Source organism: Thermobifida sp., from assembly GCF_017577275.1.
In the GTDB taxonomy this organism is placed as follows: domain Bacteria; phylum Actinomycetota; class Actinomycetes; order Streptosporangiales; family Streptosporangiaceae; genus Thermobifida; species Thermobifida fusca.
The window spans coordinates 26,959-48,001 of record NZ_PITY01000013.1; the positions used below are offsets into that span (position 1 = coordinate 26,959).

Sequence of the window (21,043 nt, forward strand, 5' to 3'; positions counted from 1 at the left end):
AGCCGAAACAGCAGAAGGTCCGCGGCGGCACGTTCTGCCCGTGCGGAAGCAGGCCCCGTGGACCGCAGCCTCCCCCTGGCCAGCAGGGTTCGCCAAGAATCCCCGCGTGCGGGACGTGCGGAGTCCCGTTCCCGGTCAGGGGGAGGTCACGCACAGTTCGTTGCCTTCAGGGTCGGCGAGCACCACGGTCCCCTCGCCGTCGGGTGTGCGGGTGTCGACCACGAAAGTGGCGCCCAATTGGATGAGCCGGTTGATCTCCTTGTCCCGGTCGTCTTCCACCGGACTCAAATCCAAGTGGAGTCGGTTTTTCACCATTTTGCTCTCCGGTACCCGCTGAAACGTGAGCTTCGGCTGACCGTCGGGGGTGTCCACGCACACCCGGGCATCACCGGGCCTGCTCCCCGGAGCGATCACGGCGCCCAGCGCTCCCGCCCAGAATTCGGCCAGCGCGTAGGGATCAGCGCAGTCGAAGGTCACTGCCCGGATCACCGATCGCATTCCTATTTCCTTCCAAAAGTGGACGCAGCCGCATGAGCTTGTGCCCATCATGGAATTTGGGCAACCGTCACGGAAACGCCACAATAGAGAGCCCCTCCCACGCCATCGTCGGAAGGCAGCATCGTAGTGAAGAAAACCCTCTCCTATGCCGACGCCCTGCGGATCCTCGGCGGGGAAGACGGCTCGTCCCTCGGGGAATTAGGAGAAGCACTCACCAAAGGGACCCTGAGCGCGCTGGGTGTCCCAGACGTGCTGGGGTTGCACGATCGCCTGATCCGACACGGCCAAAACGCCATAACCGGCATCCGGGAGAAACTCACCGGGGTCAGCCGGTGGGACCGCACCGAACGTGTCGCCGCCGCTGACCTGATCCTGCGGATCACCGCGTTCTTCAACGCGTTAGCGGAGCTCCTGGAGCAGCACCATTGCCCGTTCACGCTGCGGGACCTGCGTTTCACCCGGGACGAGCAGTACCGCCTGTTCTCCGATGTGCTGCGCGGGATCGAGCAGGACACGCCGACGCTGCCTCCAGCGTCGGGCGGCCCTGAGCTGGCCACGCCTTACCGTAAGGCCGCAGGCGTCCTCCTTCTGTTCCTCCGCGGACTCGAGGTGTGGGATCGTCTCGACGACGCTGAACGCACTCGCGTCACTGAGACTCTGGAAGAACTCCCTTCGCGAGCGTGCCGCCGCCATATCGAGCTGTACCGAAAGCTCGCCGCGGACGTTCCGGAATTCGGGGTGTGGGCCAATTTTTCTGCTCATGAGAAAACCCAGGAGCAGATTACGGAAATCAGCACCGGACTGGATGAACTAGCCCAAATACTCCAGAAACTGACGACATCCCGGAGTCGACGCCGACTTACCGAACTGGAAAACCTCTACCAGGCGGTACTGGACAAACCAATACTCGACGCCAGTGAAGCCCCCAATGGGGTCGTTCTGCCATCGGTGCGCGACGCCTACCTGGACCTGGGAGGTCTTCTCCGATTCACCGACGAGAACGCCACCCCTTCGTCTGAGGCGTGGTGGCACGAAGCCACCCGATACGACAACTTGCAGCCCCTGTTGGCGTCGCTGCTCACCCAGCGCGAATGCCTGCTGCGGCCGATCGTTCTACTCGGCCATCCCGGGGCAGGCAAGTCACAGCTCACCCGGATGCTTGCTGCTCGGCTGCCGCTCGGGAACTTCCTGCCGTTGCGCGTGGAACTGCGCTCGGTTCCCGCTGATGCTCCCATCCACACCCAGATCGACGAGGGAATCTCCGCAACCTTGCACGCCCGCACCTCATGGCGGGATCTGGCCGACGAAGCCCAGGATGCGCTGCCCGTGGTGATCCTCGACGGCTTCGACGAACTCCTCCAAGCCACCGGGGTCAACCGGTCCGACTACCTCGAACAGGTGCAACGCTTCCAGGAGCACCAAGCCGACCTGGGTCGTCCCGTTGCTGTGATCGTCACTAGCCGAACCGTGGTAGCTGAACGCACCCGCTTCCCCTTCGGGATACCGGTGATTCGTCTGGAGCCGTTCACCGACGCGCAGATCGCCCATCTGACAGACGTCTGGAATCGGGCCAATACTGCCGCGCTAGCCGAGCGGGGCTTGCACCCGATCACTGCCGACAGTCTGCTGCGCTACCGAGACCTTGCGGAGCAGCCGCTGCTGCTCTTCATGCTGCTGATCTTCGACGCCGATGCGAACGCACTCCAGCGGGAGACTGCCGACCTAGGTCGGGCAGGCCTCTATGAGAAGCTCCTGACTTCATTTGCGGAACGCGAGGTCCGCAAACACCATCCTCACCTGTACGGAGAGGAGTTGGCTCAGGCTGTCGAAGATGAACTGCGCAGCCTCGAAGTCGTGGCCATCGCAATGTTCGCTCGCCACCAGCAGTGGGTGAGTGCCGAGCAATTGGAAGCCGACCTGGCAGCACTGTTTCCCGGAGCCGGGGTCCATGCCGAAGAAACTGGATTAAGCGGTCATATCACGACGTCTCATCAAGTCCTGGGCCGGTTCTTCTTCGTACACGAAGCACGCGCCATTCAACAGGGAGATACTCGCAGCGTCTACGAGTTCCTCCACGCCACGTTCGGGGAGCACCTGGTCGCGCGGGCCGTCGTCAATGAACTCGCCCGCTTGGTCGAGGACCGCGCCTACTACGCGCGTAGGCGCGCCCCGCTCCCGGAGAACAGCGACTTCCTCTTCTACGCCTTCACCTCGTTTGCCGCACTCGCGGGACGCGCAGCCATCGTTGAATCTGCCGCGGAACTGCTCGCTGTGAAAGCCGCCGATGCCCGGGAACGCGCCGCATACCGCTCCCTGTTGGTGGACATGTTCCGGGAGGCTCCTTATCCGCGTCCCTTCCCGAAGCGGGATTACCAGCCCTTTAAGGCGACCATCACGCACCGTCTTGCTGCCTACACTGCTAACCTCGTCACTCTGCTTGTGCTCATCGCCGACGAGATTGACCTGTCCGAACTGTTTCCTGACTCCGGGCCTCCCTGGCTGCCCTGGCGAGAACTGGTCGGAACGTGGCGGTCCCTGCCCGGTGATGACTGGTACGGCTTGTTGGACACGGTACGGATGCGTCACCTGGGGCACTGGGGTGAGGACGAGACGCCGCGTGCCTTGCTCTGCCGAGAACAGCGGACACCCGTGAATGTCGGCGAATGCGTGGGCTTCGAGCTGCGGGTCAACGCCAGCGGACGGTTGGAGATCACTAACCCGTACCGGCTCACGGTGCCCTACCCCAATGAGACTTCGCGCATGCTGCGCTCTGTAAGCCTCCTCATGCAGGGGTGGTCGGCACGCCTGGTGCTCATGGTGGGCCCCTATTTGGAGCATGGGGGATCCACCATAGGAACCTGGGCCTGGGCTATGGAGGAAGCTGTCTACTCGGATCCTGACGAGGAAGAAGCTGAAGACGCTCACCTTCCTATTCCGGTCTCGTGGATGCCGAGCAGCGACATCCTCGAACTCCGGCTGGGCCCTTGTGGGGTCCCGGAGACCGCTGCAAGCCGACTCTTCCGCTACCAGCGGATCTTGGAGTGGTCCCTCAGCAGGGGATTTGTACTAGGCCGCCACGAATGGGCAGCCCTACGCCAGGCTGGGGAAGAACTCGCTGCCATACAGGATGCGACCACAGATCCCGTGTTTCGGGAGGTTTACCAAAACTTGCGTGTGATCATCGAGGCCCACTTGCACCGCGTTGAAAAGGTCATGCCCAAACGGAAACTCCTCGAGCCGGTATTGGAGACGCTCCGCCCTCATCTGAACGACCCTTCGGTCATCGACCGGGTCTTAGACCTTGCTACTAGCTAGTAGCGATATCCGAAAACGCTATTGCAACGACGCTCGCAATAGCTCTTCACCGTCTCGTACCCGTTCCGTTATCACGAAAAATCCTAAAAAGCCCCGGGCGGCCCCTATGGAGGGCCATGATGGTTGCCGGGACTCGGTAGCCTGCTGCCGGCAGCCGTTCTGCGGTGCCGGGCACTTTGGCGAACTTCGGTGGTGGCATTGCGCGAACCCGTCCGATACTGCGATGCGATCCGGCTTTTGGGTGCCGACGATCCGGACGTGGTCGAGTTGATCGACCAACTTGTTGCTGACGAAGCCACTGACCTTCTCGCCGCGCGCACCGAACTCGTAGGGTTCACCCACCAGGCACTCAACCGCTTGGACCGGGAAGCCCACCTGCTCACCCGGGTGGAGCGCACCCGCTACATTGCCGCCGCGCACAGCGCTATCGTCGTCACCGCGTTCTTCGAATCCCTCGACGACACAGAACTCCCGTTCCGGTTGGACAACGGGCTGGACGACGCTGCCGCAGGCGTAGCGGACCGCAAACGGCTCGGCGAGTTCGTGGCGCTGCTGGTGGCGTCCGCGCCGCCGCTCCCCCGCCCGCAGCGCAGCACCGCCGACGGGCGGGCCCGGGTGCGCCGCTTCTACCTGCGCCGCTGCAAACAGTTGCCGTCGGTGCTGCGCGGCATGCCGCTGTGGGAGGAGCTCGACGAGTCGCAGCGCAGAGCGATTACGGAACGGCTCGGTGCTTCGCTCGCAGACCGGTGTGTGCGCCGCTATGAAGAACTGCGGGACAAGCTCGCTGCGAGCTTCCCCGAGTTCGGGGCGTGGGCGAGCTTGTCGATGGTCCGGGCTCGCACATCGGTGACGGACGTGCCTATGGGGCTGTCCCGGTTGCAGCACCGGTTGCAGTCGATCAGCACGGGGCGGGTGCCGAGCGCGGTGCGGGGCGCACTGGCCCGCGCCCACGAGGAGCGGCTCAACGTGCCGCCGGTCCGGCACACGGGCGGCACCCATATCCCCCCGCTGTCCATCTCCTACATCAACCCGTGTTTCCGGGTCACTGAGATCACCGCGCACGCGCGTCCCCACGATGCGGCGTGGTGGGAGGAGCACACCGAAGTCCGCGACGATCTCGCGGAATTCCTGCTCGGGTATGTCACGTCCCCCCGGGCTCTCACCCATCCGCTCATCGTGGTGGGGCCGCCGGGGTCCGGGAAGTCCGCGTTGGCGTCGGTGCTGGCGGCGCGGCTGCCCGACAGCGATTTCACGGCGGTGCGGGTCAGCGGCCGCAACCTGCCCGCCGACGGGTACGACCGGGTGCTGGCGGACCGGTTCGCTGAAGCGTTGGCGGCGGCCGGGGGCGGCAACTGTGATGCGCTGCCGGTGCTGATCCTCGACGGGTTGGAGGAGGTCACCACCCGGTCGTTGGCGTCCCGCAGCGACCTGTTGGCCGGTGTGACGCGGTTCCAGCGGGAGCGTGCCGCGGGCCCGGACCCGGTGGCGGTGGTGGTGACCTGCCGTGACTCGACGGCGGCACGGATGCGGTTCCCGTTGGGGAGCGTGGTGCTGCGGTTGGAGGATTTCACTGACGCGCAGCTCGCCACCTGGTTGTCGATCTGGAATCGGGTGAACTCCAGCTACTTCCACCACCACGGGGTGGCGTCTTTGGACTGGGAGACGGTGGAGGCGCACTTCCCGTTGGCGCGGCGTCCCCTGTTCCTGCTGATGTTGGCCCTCTACGACGGGGTGGGTAACGCGTTGCGCCGGGTGAATGCGCCGCTGCGCGAAACCGCGTTGTATGAGCGGTGGCTGCGTATGCTCGCCGACTCCACGGACCGGGCGGATCCGGTGGCGACCGAGCGGCCCGCGGAAGCGGAAAGCGACCCGGAAGTCCGGTCGGGGCGGATCGAACAGGCACTGCTCACCGCGTCGTTGCTCGCATTGTCGCTGTTCCACCGGGGCGGTGAGGTGGTGGACGGGGCGACGGTGGCCGCGGACCGGGACGCGCTGGTGCGGTGGCCGCCCCACTATGCGCGGCCGTTGGATCCGCTGCGGTTGCCGTGTGTAGGGGAGACTCCTCCGGCGGAGGGGGCGCCGACCGGGTTGGCGTTCACCGACCCGGTGCTCGGCGACTACCTGGTGGCGCGGCTCGTCGCTGAAGAGCTGGCGGAGCTGGCTGAGGCGCGGATGCGGGAGTTGCGGTCGATCCGTCCCGCGCCGGTGGACGACTCGTTCCTGTACGCCCTGCTGTCATTTACGCCGCTGTCCGTGTCCGGGGAGGTGCTCCGGTTCCTTGCGGACCGGTTGCGGTTGCTGGCCCCGCATGTCCGTGACGAGCTGCGGCTGGTCTTGGCTGAGCTGTTGCGGGAGGCGGGACGGCACCGGCGGGAGGCGCACTACGGCGGCTACCGTCCTGTTGAGTTGGGGGCGGCATGCCGGGACGCGATCTACACCGCGAACCTGCTGCTGGTGCTCATGGGGGTGCACGGCGGGGCGGTGCCGCTGCGGGAGCTGTTCGGGGCGGGCGCGGTGCGGCGGTGGCGGTCGCTGGCGCACCTGTGGCGGTCCCAGTTGCCGCCGGAGCAGTGGGCCAGTCTGGCGGAGTCGCTGCGCGTGCACGAGGACAGCCGTGGCGGGCTGGTCGTCTACCCCTGTGAAGGGCTGCCGCTTGACCCGGATCCGGGGGCGCAGACCTATCTGGGTGAGGTGGCGCGGGATGCGGCGCTGCTGGCGGACAGCGGCACCCAGCAGTTGCTGCACGCCTTGTCCCCGCTGATCCGTTTGTTCGGCGGGGATGTGACGGCCCGTGCTGCCGGGGAGGTGTCGGACGCGTACGCGGTGCTGGCGTTGGCGTTCACCGCGGCGGAGACGTCGGACGAGGACTTGGTGTCCTACTACGATCGGGCGTTCTCTTTGGCGGCCATGCTGGATTCTGATAACCGGCTGCGGTTCATCGTGTTCCTGCTACGGCAGTTGCGGGGGCACACCCACCGGTTGGGAGCGCGTCTGGTGCCGCTCGTGGCCCGGTATGTACGCCCGGTGGGGGTGGCACGGAGTGCGCGGGCGTCGGTGCGCCGGTTGGCGGAGGAGCACAACGAGCATGTGACGGCGATCCGTGACGTGCTGGCGGGCCGCTGGTGACCCGAGTCCCATCCCGGTCACGGTCGGTGAGCGTGGGGAAATAGTTCTTCCGGACGGTAGTGGCGTGGGAGCGGCCGCTGCTATTTCTGATACGTCACTGTGTGGGATCGCCGAGAAAGAGGATGCCGTGGACCCCGAGGACGTGTTCGAGCTCGCTGAAGCCGTGGTCGAAGGCGACACCGAGGAGATCGTTGAGGAAACCTTGGAGATCCTCTTCGACGTCGACCTGTAGGTCGCGGGCGTGGTGACGGCTCCGGGAAGCCGCTTCCCGGGGCCGTCACCATGCCCGGGGCGAGGTCAGGCGGTGGATACTGCTCGCTGGACGAGCTCCGGGAGGACGGTTTCCACGGGGTCGCGGAGGACAGCGTCGGCCACCTCGTCGTAGGGGGTGGGTTCGGCGTTGATGATCACGAGTCGGGCGCCGTGTTCGCGGGCGATGTCGCACAGGCCCGCCACCGGGTGGACGGTGAGCGAGGTGCCGACGGTGAGGAACAGGTCGCAGTCTTTAGCAGCGGTGATGGCGGCGTCCAACACGTCCGGGTCGAGACGCTGCCCGAAGGAGATCGTGGCGGCTTTCTGGATGCCGCCGCAGGCGAGGCAGCGGGGGTCGGATTCTTCGTCGAGGCGGGCGAGCACGTCGGGGGTGGGGACGCGCCGGCCGCACGACAGGCATTCCACTTCGTGGATGGTGCCATGCACTTCGAGGACGCGTTCGGGGGCTAGCCCGGCTTTCTGGTGCAGGCCGTCGATGTTCTGGGTGATGACGGCGAGCAGCCGCCCGGTCCGGTCCAGGTCGACGAGGGCCCGGTGGGCGTCGTTGGGTTCCGCGGTGAGTGCGGGACTGTCGCGGCGCATCCGCCATACTTCGCGCCGCACGTTGACGTCGGAGCGGTAGATGTCGATGTCGAACATGGCGGCGGCCCCCGGGTTGCGGGTCCACAGGCCTTGAGGTCCCCGGAAGTCGGGGATGCCTGAGGCAGTGGAGATCCCGGCCCCGGTGAGCACCGTCGTCCGCTCGCTTTCGGCGAGCCATTGTCCGACGTCGCTGATGTTCACGGTGGCAGCCACGGCTTTCCCCTTCGTGTCGAGTGGGACCGCGCGGTTCGGTGGCCTCGGCTGGGGGTCAAACCGAGGCCCGGTGATGGTCTGGTGCGGGTATGCCGATCCCACCCTAGTCGCGGCCAGGCCGTGCTCGTGCCACAGTGGGCTGCTTGGGGACACCGCTCCGCCAAACATCCCAAACATGACAAAATCAGGCCCCATATGAAACAGCCGCCGCACATTCTCATGGTCAACGGGACGAAGATTCAGCGTCCCGTCTTCGTGTTGGGCGCACCCCACTCCGGGGTGGATCTCATTGCCCGCGCGTTGCGCAGTGTTCCCGGGTTTTACGTGGGCGGGGGCCATCCCACGGTGATGGAGGCGGTGCATGCCGTGGCGCGGCAGCCGTCGATGGTGCATACCCGAGAGTCGGGGACGGCTGTCTTGCTGCGGGACGCGTTGGCGGAGTCGTGGATTCTCACCCCCGCCACGTGTGTCCGCTGCCGCGGGTTGGCGGTGTCCCCGCGGGAGGCGGTGGAGCCGTGCCGGCATGCCGCGGAAGCCCACCGTTACGGGGATGCGGGCCCGGACCTGCTGTACAGCGCCACCGCACTGGCGCGGGCGTTCAGCGATGCCGTGTTCATCCAGGTGATCCGGGACGGGCGGGACGTGGTCGCGGACATGTTGGACGATGAGAGTCAGCTTGCGTGGCTTCGTCCCGGAATCGCCAACGTGGACGAGGAGTTCCCCCACCCGTTTTTTGGGGTGGAGACGGAGGAGGAGCGGGAGGAGTATCCGAACCTGTCGTTGGCGGCCAAGTGTGCGCTGCGGTGGCGCAGCGCGGTGCGGTTGTCGGCTCGGCTGCGCGCGGAACTGTCCACGGACCGGTTGATGACCGTGCGCTACGAGGAGATTCCTGGCAAAGAGATCGAGGTCGCCCAACGCTTGTCGGAGTTTGTGGACGCGCGGGTGTCGGCCGTGGCGCTGGTACGCACGGACGATGACGGCACCGGGTCGTGGCGGACCCGGTTGGACTCCCAGCAGCGCGCCGACGTGGTGGCGACGGCCCGCCCCGAGTTGAGTCGGCTCGGCTACCTGTGACCTGCGGCGGCCGTCGGCGGGCGGGCCGCATCGTGTTTTCTTCGCTGCGCACCGGTGCTCGCCGTGGGCTTGGCCGTGGGGTGACGGTTGTCACGGCACGCCTCAAGCGGGGTGGAGTGCCGTGGTGAGCAGCGCAGACACCGGGATTCCGCCTTCCGTTACGGGCGATATCTCCCACTTCACCAGACTTGTCCTTGTGATGTGTTTGTGACCTGATGCTGGGGGCATGGCGAGTGACAGGTACGGATAAGGCGGTCTTGTCCGCTCCGCCGAGGCTGTGCCTCATCGGGAGGACAGCGGCACCGGCCCTCTCACCGGGGCCGCCGTCGGAGCGGTCCTGCTGAACCAAGCCCGCGATGAGGAGGTCGACATGACCACCAACAGCACAACGGCACGCCGCCGTAGCCCCGCCCACCGGCGCGGTGGGGTGGTTCGACCCCCTGCGCCCCAGTCCCGCCCCACTGGACAGGCGGAGCGGCTGTTGGCCGCACTGGCCGACCATCAGGACGATGAGGAGACCAGTGCGCGGATCCGTGACGAACTGGTACGGCTGTACATGCCGCTCGTCCGCCGTGAGGCGCGCCGCTACCGCAACCGCGGCGAACCCATGGACGACCTCTACCAGGTCGGCATGCTCGGCCTGATGAAAGCCATCAAAGGCTTCGACCCGTCCTATGGCAAACCGTTTGTCGCCTACCTGCTGCCCATGGTCACCGGCGAGTTGAAACGGCACTTCCGGGACACGACGTGGGCGGTGCGCGTGCCGCGCGTACACCAGGAGCGGCGCAGCGAACTCAACCGGGTGATCGCCGAGTTCACCCAGAAACACGGACGCACTCCCACCACCCGGGAGATCGCGGACGCTTTGGAAATGGACCTCGAGTCCGCGATCGAACTGATCGACGCGTCCTCGGCCTACAGTGCGCTCTCCTTGGATACGCCGTTCGGTGACACCGAGGACGAGTCCGCGCTCGGCGACACGCTGGGGGTGGCCGACGGCGACTTGGAGACCGTGGTCGACAAGACGTCGCTGAAAGACGCGTTGGACCGACTGCCGGAGCGGGAACGCCGCGTGATCCTGCTGCGGTTCTTCGGCAATAAAACACAGAGCGAGATCGCTGCTGACGTGGGCCTGTCCCAGATGCACGTGTCCCGCCTGCTGTCGCAGACCCTGCGGCAGCTGCGCCGCGAGCTCCTCTCCTAAGCTGCTGCGGCCGCCTGGTCTGCGCCGTGGGACATCCGGGTGCGGATGTCCCCGCGGCAGGGCCGCCCCTGTCATCTGCCGAGGCGCTGTGCGTCCCGGAAACGCCAATGGCTATCGTTTCATCCGAACGCTGTTCGGATTCCCGTGGCGTGGGAGATCCAGACAGCGGGCCTACACGGATGGACCGCAACAGGGGTGGCAATGTCGGAGCTTCCGGGACCGGTGGCCGAGGCGCTCACAAGGCAACCCGACAAGGGAAGCACTCGGGTAGCGGGCTGTGACATTTCCTGGCTGTCGTGGGGCGACCCGGACCGGCAGCCGCTGGTTTTCCTGCACGGCGGCGCCGCACACGCATGGTGGTGGAGTTTCACCGCCCCACTGCTTGCCGACACCCACCGGGTGGTCGCCGTGGACTTGTCCGGCCACGGCGACAGCGGCCGCCGCGACGAATACCGTTTCGCGTTATGGGCACACGAAGCGCTCGCCGTGGCCCACGCGGTAGCGTCCACTACCCGGCCCGTGCTCATCGGCCATTCCATGGGCGGCATGGTGACCATGTTCGCCGCCCAGCAGCCAGACGCTGACCTGGCAGGAGCGATCGCGGTCGACGCACCGCTCCACCACCGGGGCGGCAGCGCCCACCGCACCTACGGGCGGCACCGCCGCTACGCCACCCGGGAGGAGGCCGTAGCCCGGTTCCGGCCGCTTCCCGAACAGCCGACAGCCGAACCGCGTCTCGTCCGCCACGTCGGCGAACACAGTGTCACCGACACGGGAGACGGGTGGACGTTCAAGTTCGACCCGCGGATCTTCGCGGACGGGCAGGCGGACCGCCCCGCGGACCTGGGGGCGGGCATGGACCGGGTGCGCTGCCCGTTCGGGGTGATCATCGCCGAACACGGCGTGGTGTCCGCAGAGGACCGGGAACGGCTGGCGGCTTTCGTGAAAGGCGGCCCGCAGCGCCCTTCCTCCTCCTACCTCGAAATCCCCGGCGGCTACCACCACCTGATGTTCGACCGCCCGCTGGAACTGGTCGACGCGATCCGGCAGCTCGTCACCGCGTTCGACGCTGAACCCGCAACCGGATAGAGGTCAGCGGATGTCGCGGCGGCGCCGGGCCCGGGCAAGAACCGCCGGGGCGCCATGGCGGGCAATACGGACCGTGAACACGACACCAGCCAGGAAAATAGCGGCCGGCACCGCCATGATCAGGACGAGGACAGCGAGTTCCGGAATTCCGAGTGCTCCCATGAGGCCATCCTAAATGCGGCCCGCCCAGATTCCCGCTAACCCCGGCCTTTCCCCGCCCTCTGCCGCGGCGCCCCGGCGGAAGGCTAATAACCGGAAAAGCACGAGCGCAGCACCCGGCTCCACCGGTTGGCACCCATCACCGGGTTGACCACGGCTATAGCCGCCGCATACTTGCTGAAACTCACCGCGCGCACCCCGTGGCAGTGCAGCAGCCGTTCTGTCGCGGTGATCCCACGGCGGGTCTTCACCTCCAGCAAGACCACGTCGTCCCGCATCCGCACCTCCTGCCCGGCATGCCAACACACAAGCCCCGTGTCACAGGTAATGCGTTCCGTCCCGGACAACGCCACCAGGGTGGTGCGCTGGTAGTCGGTGACCGCCACAGCGGTGAGGGGCCGCGGGACTGCGGCCCCGTAGTCGTACAGCACCTCGCCCAGAAAACGGGCGGCGGCAGGCGTCAACTCGTCCGGACGCCCGTCGTGCGGGGTGCGCCGCTTGTCCGTCACCCCCCGGGCGCCTTTCAGCTTGACTTCCAGCATGGTCAGCCCCGAGTCCAGGTAGCTGCGGGTGCGGATCTTGAACCGGCGGCGCCGCTGCTGCCGGTGCTGGCGGAACGTCACCAGGTCAGGCGTGTCGAAATAGGTGGAAGAGTAGCGGAACGCGGTACGCCCCTCCTCGCACAGCACCCCGAAGTCGTGCGCCAGGTGGCCGACGAGAACCGGCAGCAACCGGGCAGGGACCACGTATTTACGGCAGGAGCGCAAAGTCAGCGACGCCAAAGCGTTGACCTCGGCAAGAGACAGCGGACGCAGCGCGGCCGCGTCAGCCACCGCCGTCACCGCGCCACCTCTTCCACCAGACGGGACGTTTCCCGCTTCGCTTCGGAGCCGGTGGCGTGGAACCGCACGTCCACCACCATGAGGTCGCGGACATAGTCCACTTCCAGGACGGTGAGTGCGCTCACTTTCCCGCCGAGGCGGTGCTCCAAGTCGGCGCGGAGCATCTCCGGGTTGCGGTGCACCACGTCCAAAGTGACCGTCTGCCTGCGGGTGCGGGCCAGCATCCGCGGATGGTCGGCAACAAACACCGCGACCAACAGGACAACAGTGAGGCTCACTGCCATCACGGGGATTTCCCGGCCCAGCGCGCCGACCAGTCCCAACGCAAGCGCGGTGAAGTAGTAGGCAACCTCGGTCTGGGTGACCGCGTCCGACCGCAACCGGATGATCGACAGCACCCCGAACAGTCCAAAGCCCACCGCAAGGCCCACTCCGACGGTCATCATCGCCGCCATCGCCGCAAACACTCCCACATTGAGGGCGATGAAAGCGAACAGCAGATCCCGGCGTCCGTGACGGCGAAAGTAGAGGCCATAGCTGAGCAAGACGACGGCCACCAAGTCGACAGCGAGCGCAAACCAGATGTTCATGGCTCCGATGCTGAGCACCCGCCGTGAATTGATCATGAGCGGTTGATGAGGAGTTTTTCATCAACCGCCAAGCCGGTATCCCATGCCGCGGAGGGTTTCGATCCGGTGGGCGCCGATCTTCTTCCGCAACGCGCGGATGAACACGTCGACCACGTTGGAGCCGGGGTCGTAGTCGTAGCCCCACACGTGGGAGAGAATCTGCTGGCGGGACAGCACCTGGCCTGGGTGGCGGAGGAACAGTTCCAACAGGGCGAACTCGCGGGCCGTCAAGTCGACAGTGGCCTCAGGGGTGGAGGCGCGGCGGGTGCGCAGATCAAGGGCGAGGTCACCGGCGTGGAGCACGGTTGTTTCCGCGTTGTGCGCGCTCCGCATACGCAACCGGATACGGGCAAGGAGTTCTTCGAAGCGGAACGGTTTAGTCATGTAGTCGTCGGCACCGGTTTCCAGACCGGTCACCGTGTCCCGCACACTGTCGCGAGCAGTGAGGATGATGATCGGCAGCCGGCTGCCTTCCTCACGCAGCCGGCGCAGCACCGTGAACCCGTCAGCGTCCGGCAGGCCCAGGTCAAGAACCATGAGGTCGAAATTGCCGGTGAGCGCATAGTCGATGGCGGCGCCCGCGCGGTCCACCACGGTGCTGGTGAACCCGTTCGCGTTCAACCCTTTGCGGACGAACGAGGCGATGCGGTCTTCATCTTCGACGATCAGGATGCGTGCCATATGCCCGTGCTCCTTTCATCCACGGGGAGGATGAGGGTGAACGTCGAGCCGCGTCCCAGCGCCGAGTCCAGGTGGACTGTGCCGCGGTGGGCTTCCGCGATCGCGCGGACGATAGCGAGCCCCAACCCGGCGCCGGGACGGTGAGCGCGCGGACTGCCGGCGCGGGCGAACCGTTCGAAGATGCGCTCCTGGTCTTCGGGGGCGATACCGGGGCCGAAGTCGCGAACCCACAGGCGGACGGTCCGGCGGCCGCCGTCGTCGGTCAGGGAAGAGCCGAGGACGATCGTGTCCCCCGAGCTGCTGTGGCGGACCGCATTACTGGCGAGCTGCACCATGGCTTGGGTGATGCGCTGCGGGTCGACACGGATGATGCCTTCCCCGATCTCGTCGAGCCGCCAGTCCCGGTCGCCCAGGGCACGCACTTTAGCGTCGATGTCACTGGTCAACTCGGCGAGAGAAACGTCTTCCACGCGGAGGAAGTCGGGGCGTTGCGCTTGAGCAAGCACGAGGAGGTCTTCCACGATGCGGGCCATGCGGTCCAGTTCGTCGGTGACCAGCCGCACGACTTCGCGGCGCTCGTCCGGATCGTCCCCCATCAGTTCCAGGTGGCCGCGCACGATGGTGATAGGGGTGCGGAGTTCGTGGCTGGCGTCGTCCACGAAGCGCCGCTGGGTGGAGAACGCTTCCTCTAGCCGGTCGAGCATGGCGTTGAACTGTTCAGCGAGCGCGGTGATGTCGTCGTTGCCGGTGACGTCGATCCGGCGGGTGAGGTCTTCTTCAGTGATCTGCGCGGCGGTTTGGCGGATGAGACGCACCGGGGCGAGGATGCGTCCAGCAACCCACCAGGCGGCGCTGCCCGCAGCAACAAGCCCGGCTGCACTGACCAGCAGGAGGAGACGCAGGAACCGGTGGACCTCTTCCCGGTCGGCGTCGACGAAGTAGCCGGTGACAAACCATCCTTCGGGTGCGTCCACCCCCTCGGGCGGGCTGACGCGGATTTTGGCCCAGCGCAGCGCACCTTCAGGGGTGTCCACGGTGCCGCGCCCCGTGGGTGCGGTGAGGATGTCGGCCAAAGCAGCCGGGTCCGCGGAGACGTCGAAGAGGGGCTCTTGTCCTTGACGGACACGACCGGTAGGCACGGTGGCATCGGGGACGTCGTCGACGTAGCCGAAGATGATCTCGTGCCGGTCGGGGTATTGGCGGCTCAAGTGGGCGCGGAACAGGGTGTCGAGGTCAGTAAAGCTTGCGCCGGTGCGGGGGTCCACGCCTGCGGCAGCGAACTCTTCGAACTCGGCGATCTCCTGGTCGAGTGCCCGGTCAACCCGTTCGCTGACCTCGGTTTCCAGGGTTTGCCAGACGATGAAGTTCACCAAGACCAGCACCGCGGCCATCAGGAGGACGACCCACGCCATGATCCGCACCCGGGCGGGGATGCGGAATGGGCGGCGCGGCTGGGCGGGTTCAGTCGTCATCGTCGTCGCCGTCGTCATCATCATCGTCGTCATCGTCGTCATCGGTGACGGCGGGGGGAGGTGCTACCACGTCGTCCTTGGTTGCTTCCACTGACTGTGGCGGCGACGGTTCCGGGGCGGGCGAGACACTGCGGGAGGGCGCGGATTCGCCCACGACAACCTGGCCGGGTGGTTGCGGCGGTGGTTCGGCACTGGATCTCAGCCACAGCAAGGCCGCAATCACAGCCCACACCACGATGAAGGAAAAACACGCGAGGAGGACACCTCGGTATATGGCTTTCATGTCTGCCTATCGTGGTGCGCATGCCTTGAACCACCATGAAACAGAGATGAGGCTTTTTTCATCCTCGCAGGTGAGGACGGGCCTTAGGGGTCTTTCCCCGGGTTGTGGCCGATTGTGACACGGTGGCTTCCGACACGCCGGGATTGGCGGCAGCACAAAACCGTCAGCGCGGGGATGCCATGCGCAGACGATGTTGGATGGCGGTTCGAAGGCGAAGCGGGAGCGGCATGCCTAGGTGCGGACTGTGTTGGAGTGCGGGAACGCCTGGTTTTCCCGAGGACAATGGTGTGCCCGCTGTCGGCGTCACAGCGGGCACAGGGAACAGGGATGCTGGTGGTCTGTTGCGTGAGGACGCTGGGACCGCACCGCTACGGGGTGGTGTCGTGCGGCTGCGGTCACTCTTTTCGGCGCACAGCCAGCGCCTGTGCGACCGCAGCGGCCACTGGCGCGTGGGCGGTCGCGTAGTCGTCCGCCGCGGACTGCACGTCGCCTAGTTCTTCCTCGAGGAGCAGGAAGGACGGCACTGGGGTCGCAGCGCCGAGTTCAGCGAGGATCGGGCGGAGGGCGATCTCTGCCAAGTGGCGGTGGGCGGGTGCGCCCGCGATGGCCACCGGAATCGCCACCACTCCCTCCAAGCCACCGGAGGGGATGGTGTCGAGCAGGAGTTTGAGGATGCCCGTGATGCTCCCCTTGAAGGTGGGGGTGGCGAGCAGGAGGATGGTGGACGATTGCACGGTCGCCACCGCTTCAGCAGCCTCCGCGGACAGCGACCAGGGAACCAGGAGGCCTGACGCCAATTCCGCCAGGTCGATGGTTGGCGCGGTCTCCGCAGGTGTTCCGCTCTCTGCAAGGGTGGTAGCAAGCGCGTTGGCAAGGCTTTCCGCGGCGAGGCGAGTGCGGGAACCAGCCCTGGGGCTGCCGACGACGGTGACGATGCGCAGTGGTTGGTGGTCTGGTGTGCCGTGTGCAGTCACGCTGTCTCCTCAGGTGTCTCGGGGTTCCGGCTCGCTTCCCCGCTGAGTGCCTCGGCAGAGGTGTTCGGTGCTTTCCACTCCCTACCCCCCGTAAAACAAACCTTTGTTCAAAGACGTTGGTCGACACGCCCCGCACAAAAAGCGACAGACCGAAAGCCCATTGATACTGCAACTGACGCGCTCCCGTCCCAGAAATCCATGGAGTAAGACTCGGCGGGCAGCGTCAACAAATATTTGTTCTTTACGCCGGGCTTCGACCGTTGCCACTAGGCACGTACCAGCAACAACACACGCCGCTACTGTTGTCAGTTTTAAATTCGACAGGAATGTTTCCCCAAAACAAGAAATGACTTCACCTCAAGGAGCCATTGCCTATATCCCCCCCACATGACGTGGCCGACGGCTCTCTTCGAGTTCGCTGACGACGCTCGTACCTGCCCCATGGCAAGGAAGACAGTCGTCGGCGCCGTCAATCCGCACTGGCGGTACGTACCGCGGATTACTGCGAGTGGTATGGCAGTGTGGCTGTCGGCCCTCCCCCTCATGGACACGCGTCTGCTTGGAGCGGATCGCGCGGGGAAGTCCTTGCGGGCTGTGGAAGAAGTTCGAACAGGCTCATGCCTGGTGGGTCCAGCATGGCTGTCCAGAAGTGTCGGGGTTCGGGTTGACGGTGGGGCCGCGGAGTCATGTGGTGTGGCCCGGTTATTCAGGCGGCCCTCATGTCACCATTGAGGGGACGATGCTCGGGAAAACGGTCTAGAGTGTTGTGTGCAGCGAAGCTGCCCACAATCCAGATAACGAGGAGATAACGCCTCGCAAAATTGCAGGTCATCTTCTGTGAGCCCCACGCACGTGGGGATGGACCGTTTATTCCCGCACAGTTCGCGGTGTCTCCGGAGTGAGCCCCACGCACGTGGGGATGGACCCGGTTTCGGCGACGGCGGATCATCGGCGGGTCCGTGAGCCCCACGCACGTGGGGATGGACCACAGGGATTCAAACCATTCGTCGTCGTCGTCGAGTGAGCCCCACGCACGTGGGGATGGACCGCTTACGCGGACTATCTCCGCCGCACCCGGGCCGTGAGCCCCACGCACGTGGGGATGGACCGCCACGGAACACCATTCCACCGCGTGCCACACAGTGAGCCCCACGCACGTGGGGATGGACCGCTCGTCGTTGACCGTGAGCCCGTCCCCGCGTAGTGAGCCCCACGCACGTGGGGATGGACCGCGCACGGATACGGTCGACGTTGAGGGCGACGAGTGAGCCCCACGCACGTGGGGATGGACCTCACCCGTCGACTGTTCCGGTTCTGTCCCGGCCGTGAGCCCCACGCACGTGGGGATGGACCGCGCATCTGATGTGACCCCGTTCGCGGGCAGCAGTGAGCCCCACGCACGTGGGGATGGACCTCGTCCTGCTGGGGGGAGGGGGAGTCCTCAGCAGTGAGCCCCACGCACGTGGGGATGGACCGGGCGCTGGTTCTCCGGAGTGGCTCGTCGACGAGTGAGCCCCACGCACGTGGGGATGGACCCTGGTCGAGGTCGACGAGGTCAGCCGCTTCCTCGTGAGCCCCACGCACGTGGGGATGGACCGCAGGAGGGCCCGCGCTCGGCGGGCCCTGCTTGTCTCGTCTATCTGTCAGCGGCCTGTTCCCACAACCGCAGCAGTTCTCTGCTGCGGCCTAGGTGGCGCGCCATGTCGGCCTGAGCAACGCCGGCGTTGCGCAGGCGTCGGATGGTGGCTCCTAGGTGGCGGCGCGCCTCTGCCACCTGCAGTTCGGCTTTTTCCAGCTGTTGGTATGCGGCGTCGAGGGTCCGACGGGCTTCCTCGGTGAGTGTGGTTGGTCGTGGTCTTCTCATGCCGCCATGATAACCCCTCTAGGCCAAAACGACCGTGCCGGGTTGCATATGCCCAATCGGCTTGGCATACTGGGAGTCAGGCAAGACCAAGTCCGCCACACCAGGCGGCGAGCGCCGACAAACTGCAACGAAAGGCTCCTTATGCGCATCATCAACCTGACTCCGCGTGAGCCCCACGCACGTGGGGATGGACCGCCCTTCAGACGCATGTCTGGAGGGCTTTCTCTGTGAGCCCCACGCACGTGGGGATGGACCTCCCAGGGCCGCTACGGCTGCGTTTCACCTCATGTGAGCCCCACGCACGTGGGGATGGACCCACTTCCTCCACGACGGGGATGCCGTTGACCTCGTGAGCCCCACGCACGTGGGGATGGACCTGGCGGAGGAGGCCGCGGCCTATCTCCGTGGGCGTGAGCCCCACGCACGTGGGGATGGACCTGACCTGTTGCATCGGAGCGCCCTTCTCTCAGGGTGAGCCCCACGCACGTGGGGATGGACCGTTCTACGGGCCACCCACCACCAAGAAGGCGGAGTGAGCCCCACGCACGTGGGGATGGACCGGTGTGAACCGTGACCAGCGCGCGAATCCGGTCGTGAGCCCCACGCACGTGGGGATGGACCCTGAGCGCCCCGGCCGCATGGTCGCGGCTGGTTGTGAGCCCCACGCACGTGGGGATGGACCGGACGCCATGGTTGCCCCCAACTACCAGGAGGCGTGAGCCCCACGCACGTGGGGATGGACCGGATGCCGCGCTCCACATCCTGGACGACCTCCTGTGAGCCCCACGCACGTGGGGATGGACCGACGAACTTCGGTGACCACATGGGAACGCGTCGGTGAGCCCCACGCACGTGGGGATGGACCGTCCGTGGTGGGGATGGACTTGGTCCGGCATGCGTGAGCCCCACGCACGTGGGGATGGACCAGACCCGGGCCGCACTCGCGACCCTGCAGGAACGTGAGCCCCACGCACGTGGGGATGGACCTGCACTGTCTGTGGTGCGTCCGGAGGCACCATTGTGAGCCCCACGCACGTGGGGATGGACCCCGCCAGGACAGCCAGGTCACGCACGCACCGGCGTGAGCCCCACGCACGTGGGGATGGACCGCCGAGCGTGTCCCAACCGCGGACTCTGTCGACGTGAGCCCCACGCACGTGGGGATGGACCGATCGGGCTCCCGTCGATCGCGTGGTTCCACACCGTGAGCCCCACGCACGTGGGGATGGACCGCAGATCATCGAGAACTACCGGGACGCAATCAAGTGAGCCCCACGCACGTGGGGATGGACCGACGCTGCGGCCTTGATCTCATCCCAGTACATGAGTGAGCCCCACGCACGTGGGGATGGACCACCGGTGAGGCAGCGCAGTGGCTGATCGAGGTTGTGAGCCCCACGCACGTGGGGATGGACCGCAGATCATCGAGAACTACCGGGACGCAATCAAGTGAGCCCCACGCACGTGGGGATGGACCGCCGTCCTTGGCCTGCGTGGATGCGGATCACCCGTGAGCCCCACGCACGTGGGGGATGGACCGTGGCATGACGTGGTAGGTCATGCCGGGGATGGGTGAGCCCCACGCACGTGGGGATGGACCCAGACGTGCGGTCAGACGTTGCGACCAGCAGGTGTGAGCCCCACGCACGTGGGGATGGACCGCGAGCCTCCGTGTCGCGCCACACAACACGCGCGTGAGCCCCACGCACGTGGGGATGGACCGAGTGTCAGTCTCCGTGATCACCTCGAGTCGATCGTGAGCCCCACGCACGTGGGGATGGACCGCGGGGCGTTTCTTTTCTCGAACGGGTCCATCCATGCTCCCCGCGCACGTGGGGCTAGGCCGATTTGTTTCGTTCTGTGTGAGCGAAGGTGGGAGGTAATGCCTGGGGTTTGAAGACGGATGTTTTCTCTGCGGACGGCTTTAGCGCTGGTCGTTTCCTGGGCAGCTGGTTTTCGCGGGCGAGGCGAGCGCCTACACTCCGCGGAGCCAGCGTCCGGCGAGCGTGCCGTCCGATTCCACCAGCAGTCTGGGAACAAACGTCCGTTCGAGCGGCTTACCGGCAAGTAGTCTCAGCCGGTCGCCAGCCACGATGCGGGGTGCGAGCGTCAGGCACAGCTCGTCCACCAGGTCGGCGTCGACCAGGTCGTGCATCAGGTGCGGTCCGCCTTCGCACAAGACCCGGCGCAGGCCCTGCTGGGCGAGCGCGTCCAGTGCGGCACGGAGGTCGACGCGGTCCTCTCCGAGCACGAGGACCCGGTCGTCGCCCAGCGCCTGGCGGACCTCGTCCAGGGCAGCGGAGTCCGCGGCACGGCAGGTGAGCAGCATGACTTCGCCGGCGTCCTCCTGGTGTTCGAGGAGCGACGGCGGGAGGTTCGCAGAACGGCTGACCACCGCGATCACCGGGTGGGGGCGTTGCCCGGCGCGGCGTACGGCACGCCACCGCGCCGCGGTCCGGGCCCGCTGGTACTCTTCGGTGCGCACGGTTCCTGCGCCGGCGACGATCACATCGGACAGGGCGCGGATGAGGGAGAAGAGGATCCGGTCCGCGCCGGTGTTGATCGACCCGGAGCGGCCGTCGTCCCCGGTGACCGCGCCGTCCAGGGTGGTTACGAAGTTGGCGCGCACCCACGGCCGCTCTGCCACGGTCTCCTCCGGGTACGCGTACAGGGCGGCGAGTTCCGCCTCGGTGAGGTCCTGGCCGGGCTGGGCGACGGCAGGGTCCACCTCGTTCAGCAGGATGCGCACGACGGCTTGCCTCTCT

General features: G+C 66.3%; 16 protein-coding genes and 2 CRISPR repeat arrays. Of the genes, 5 read left to right on the forward strand and 11 right to left on the reverse strand.

The genetic code is table 11. The annotated features are described in order from the left end of the window. Positions 1 to 135: 135 nt before the first annotated feature. Complete coding sequence (locus CW348_RS01840) at positions 136 to 498, reverse strand: VOC family protein (protein WP_011291774.1); 363 nt, start codon at positions 496 to 498, stop codon at positions 136 to 138. Positions 499 to 624: 126 nt separating this feature from the next. Here CW348_RS01840 and CW348_RS01845 point away from each other — a divergent pair, with 126 nt between their 5' ends. Both CW348_RS01845 and CW348_RS01850 read left to right on the forward strand, forming a co-directional pair. Beyond that, on the forward strand, positions 625 to 3,813 hold the full coding sequence (locus CW348_RS01845; RefSeq protein ID WP_104612984.1) for an NACHT domain-containing NTPase: 3,189 nt from the start codon (positions 625 to 627) through the stop codon (positions 3,811 to 3,813). Positions 3,814 to 4,005: 192 nt separating this feature from the next. Next, positions 4,006 to 6,939 (forward strand): ATP-binding protein, encoded by a 2,934-nt coding sequence (locus tag CW348_RS01850; RefSeq protein WP_238569728.1) that lies wholly within the window; start codon positions 4,006 to 4,008, stop codon positions 6,937 to 6,939. A gap of 297 nt (positions 6,940 to 7,236) precedes the next feature. Here the strand turns inward: CW348_RS01850 and CW348_RS01855 are convergent, their stop codons facing one another. Continuing rightward, complete coding sequence (locus CW348_RS01855) at positions 7,237 to 8,007, reverse strand: NAD-dependent protein deacetylase (protein ID WP_061783531.1); 771 nt, start codon at positions 8,005 to 8,007, stop codon at positions 7,237 to 7,239. Positions 8,008 to 8,202: 195 nt separating this feature from the next. Here CW348_RS01855 and CW348_RS01860 point away from each other — a divergent pair, with 195 nt between their 5' ends. The 3 genes from CW348_RS01860 to CW348_RS01870 all read left to right on the forward strand — a co-directional run bounded on the left by CW348_RS01860 (position 8,203) and on the right by CW348_RS01870 (position 11,374). Further along, positions 8,203 to 9,081, forward strand: a complete 879-nt coding sequence (locus CW348_RS01860) for a sulfotransferase (protein ID WP_011291769.1) — start codon at positions 8,203 to 8,205, stop codon at positions 9,079 to 9,081. 370 nt (positions 9,082 to 9,451) lie between these two features. After that, positions 9,452 to 10,285, forward strand: a complete 834-nt coding sequence (locus CW348_RS01865) for an RNA polymerase sigma factor SigF (RefSeq protein ID WP_104612988.1) — start codon at positions 9,452 to 9,454, stop codon at positions 10,283 to 10,285. 201 nt (positions 10,286 to 10,486) lie between these two features. Next, complete coding sequence (locus CW348_RS01870) at positions 10,487 to 11,374, forward strand: alpha/beta fold hydrolase (RefSeq protein WP_011291767.1); 888 nt, start codon at positions 10,487 to 10,489, stop codon at positions 11,372 to 11,374. A gap of 3 nt (positions 11,375 to 11,377) precedes the next feature. Here the strand turns inward: CW348_RS01870 and CW348_RS01875 are convergent, their stop codons facing one another. From CW348_RS01875 to CW348_RS01915, 9 genes are all read right to left on the reverse strand, one after another. Next, positions 11,378 to 11,536, reverse strand: a complete 159-nt coding sequence (locus CW348_RS01875) for a hypothetical protein (RefSeq protein WP_169803302.1) — start codon at positions 11,534 to 11,536, stop codon at positions 11,378 to 11,380. Between the two features lie 83 nt (positions 11,537 to 11,619). Beyond that, positions 11,620 to 12,375: a polyphosphate polymerase domain-containing protein gene (locus CW348_RS01880; RefSeq protein ID WP_011291766.1), complete on the reverse strand. Its 756-nt coding sequence runs from the start codon at positions 12,373 to 12,375 to the stop codon at positions 11,620 to 11,622. After that, a complete protein-coding gene (locus CW348_RS01885; RefSeq protein WP_011291765.1) occupies positions 12,372 to 13,001 on the reverse strand; it encodes a DUF4956 domain-containing protein in 630 nt (209 codons plus the stop codon). The genes CW348_RS01880 and CW348_RS01885 overlap by 4 nt, the downstream gene beginning before the upstream one ends. Before the next feature lie 24 nt (positions 13,002 to 13,025). After that, a complete protein-coding gene (locus CW348_RS01890) occupies positions 13,026 to 13,685 on the reverse strand; it encodes a response regulator transcription factor (protein ID WP_011291764.1) in 660 nt (219 codons plus the stop codon). Continuing rightward, entirely contained in the window at positions 13,670 to 15,190 is a 1,521-nt protein-coding gene (locus CW348_RS01895) for an ATP-binding protein (protein ID WP_370492579.1), read from the reverse strand. The genes CW348_RS01890 and CW348_RS01895 overlap by 16 nt, the downstream gene beginning before the upstream one ends. After that, a complete protein-coding gene (locus CW348_RS01900; protein ID WP_081430407.1) occupies positions 15,147 to 15,440 on the reverse strand; it encodes a hypothetical protein in 294 nt (97 codons plus the stop codon). Before CW348_RS01900 ends, CW348_RS01895 begins: the two co-directional genes overlap by 44 nt. A 395-nt stretch (positions 15,441 to 15,835) precedes the next feature. Continuing rightward, positions 15,836 to 16,414 carry an NADPH-dependent FMN reductase gene (locus CW348_RS01905; protein ID WP_011291762.1) on the reverse strand — a complete coding sequence of 193 codons (579 nt, stop codon included), beginning with the start codon at positions 16,412 to 16,414 and terminating at the stop codon, positions 15,836 to 15,838. Between the two features lie 837 nt (positions 16,415 to 17,251). After that, a CRISPR array of direct repeats spans positions 17,252 to 18,011; the repeat unit is 28 nt; unit sequence GTGAGCCCCACGCACGTGGGGATGGACC. 39 nt (positions 18,012 to 18,050) lie between these two features. Further along, positions 18,051 to 18,278 (reverse strand): hypothetical protein, encoded by a 228-nt coding sequence (locus CW348_RS01910; protein WP_287462550.1) that lies wholly within the window; start codon positions 18,276 to 18,278, stop codon positions 18,051 to 18,053. 166 nt (positions 18,279 to 18,444) lie between these two features. Further along, positions 18,445 to 20,123: a CRISPR direct-repeat array (repeat unit 28 nt; unit sequence GTGAGCCCCACGCACGTGGGGATGGACC). A gap of 130 nt (positions 20,124 to 20,253) precedes the next feature. Beyond that, a complete protein-coding gene (locus CW348_RS01915; RefSeq protein ID WP_011291757.1) occupies positions 20,254 to 21,027 on the reverse strand; it encodes a pyrimidine reductase family protein in 774 nt (257 codons plus the stop codon). Positions 21,028 to 21,043: the final 16 nt, after the last annotated feature.

What these genes read in the sequence shown, in the direction of transcription:
- CW348_RS01890 (WP_011291764.1), bottom strand. Translation starts at nt 13,685, where the DNA reads ATGGCACGCATCCTGATCGTCGAAGATGAAGACCGCATCGCCTCGTTC.
- CW348_RS01840 (WP_011291774.1), bottom strand. Translation starts at nt 498, where the DNA reads ATGCGATCGGTGATCCGGGCAGTGACCTTCGACTGCGCTGATCCCTAC.
- CW348_RS01865 (WP_104612988.1), top strand. Translation starts at nt 9,452, where the DNA reads ATGACCACCAACAGCACAACGGCACGCCGCCGTAGCCCCGCCCACCGG.
- CW348_RS01875 (WP_169803302.1), bottom strand. Translation starts at nt 11,536, where the DNA reads ATGGGAGCACTCGGAATTCCGGAACTCGCTGTCCTCGTCCTGATCATG.
- CW348_RS01895 (WP_370492579.1), bottom strand. Translation starts at nt 15,190, where the DNA reads ATGACGACGATGATGATGACGACGGCGACGACGATGACGACTGAACCC.
- CW348_RS01860 (WP_011291769.1), top strand. Translation starts at nt 8,203, where the DNA reads ATGAAACAGCCGCCGCACATTCTCATGGTCAACGGGACGAAGATTCAG.
- CW348_RS01870 (WP_011291767.1), top strand. Translation starts at nt 10,487, where the DNA reads ATGTCGGAGCTTCCGGGACCGGTGGCCGAGGCGCTCACAAGGCAACCC.
- CW348_RS01885 (WP_011291765.1), bottom strand. Translation starts at nt 13,001, where the DNA reads ATGATCAATTCACGGCGGGTGCTCAGCATCGGAGCCATGAACATCTGG.
- CW348_RS01900 (WP_081430407.1), bottom strand. Translation starts at nt 15,440, where the DNA reads ATGAAAGCCATATACCGAGGTGTCCTCCTCGCGTGTTTTTCCTTCATC.
- CW348_RS01910 (WP_287462550.1), bottom strand. Translation starts at nt 18,278, where the DNA reads ATGAGAAGACCACGACCAACCACACTCACCGAGGAAGCCCGTCGGACC.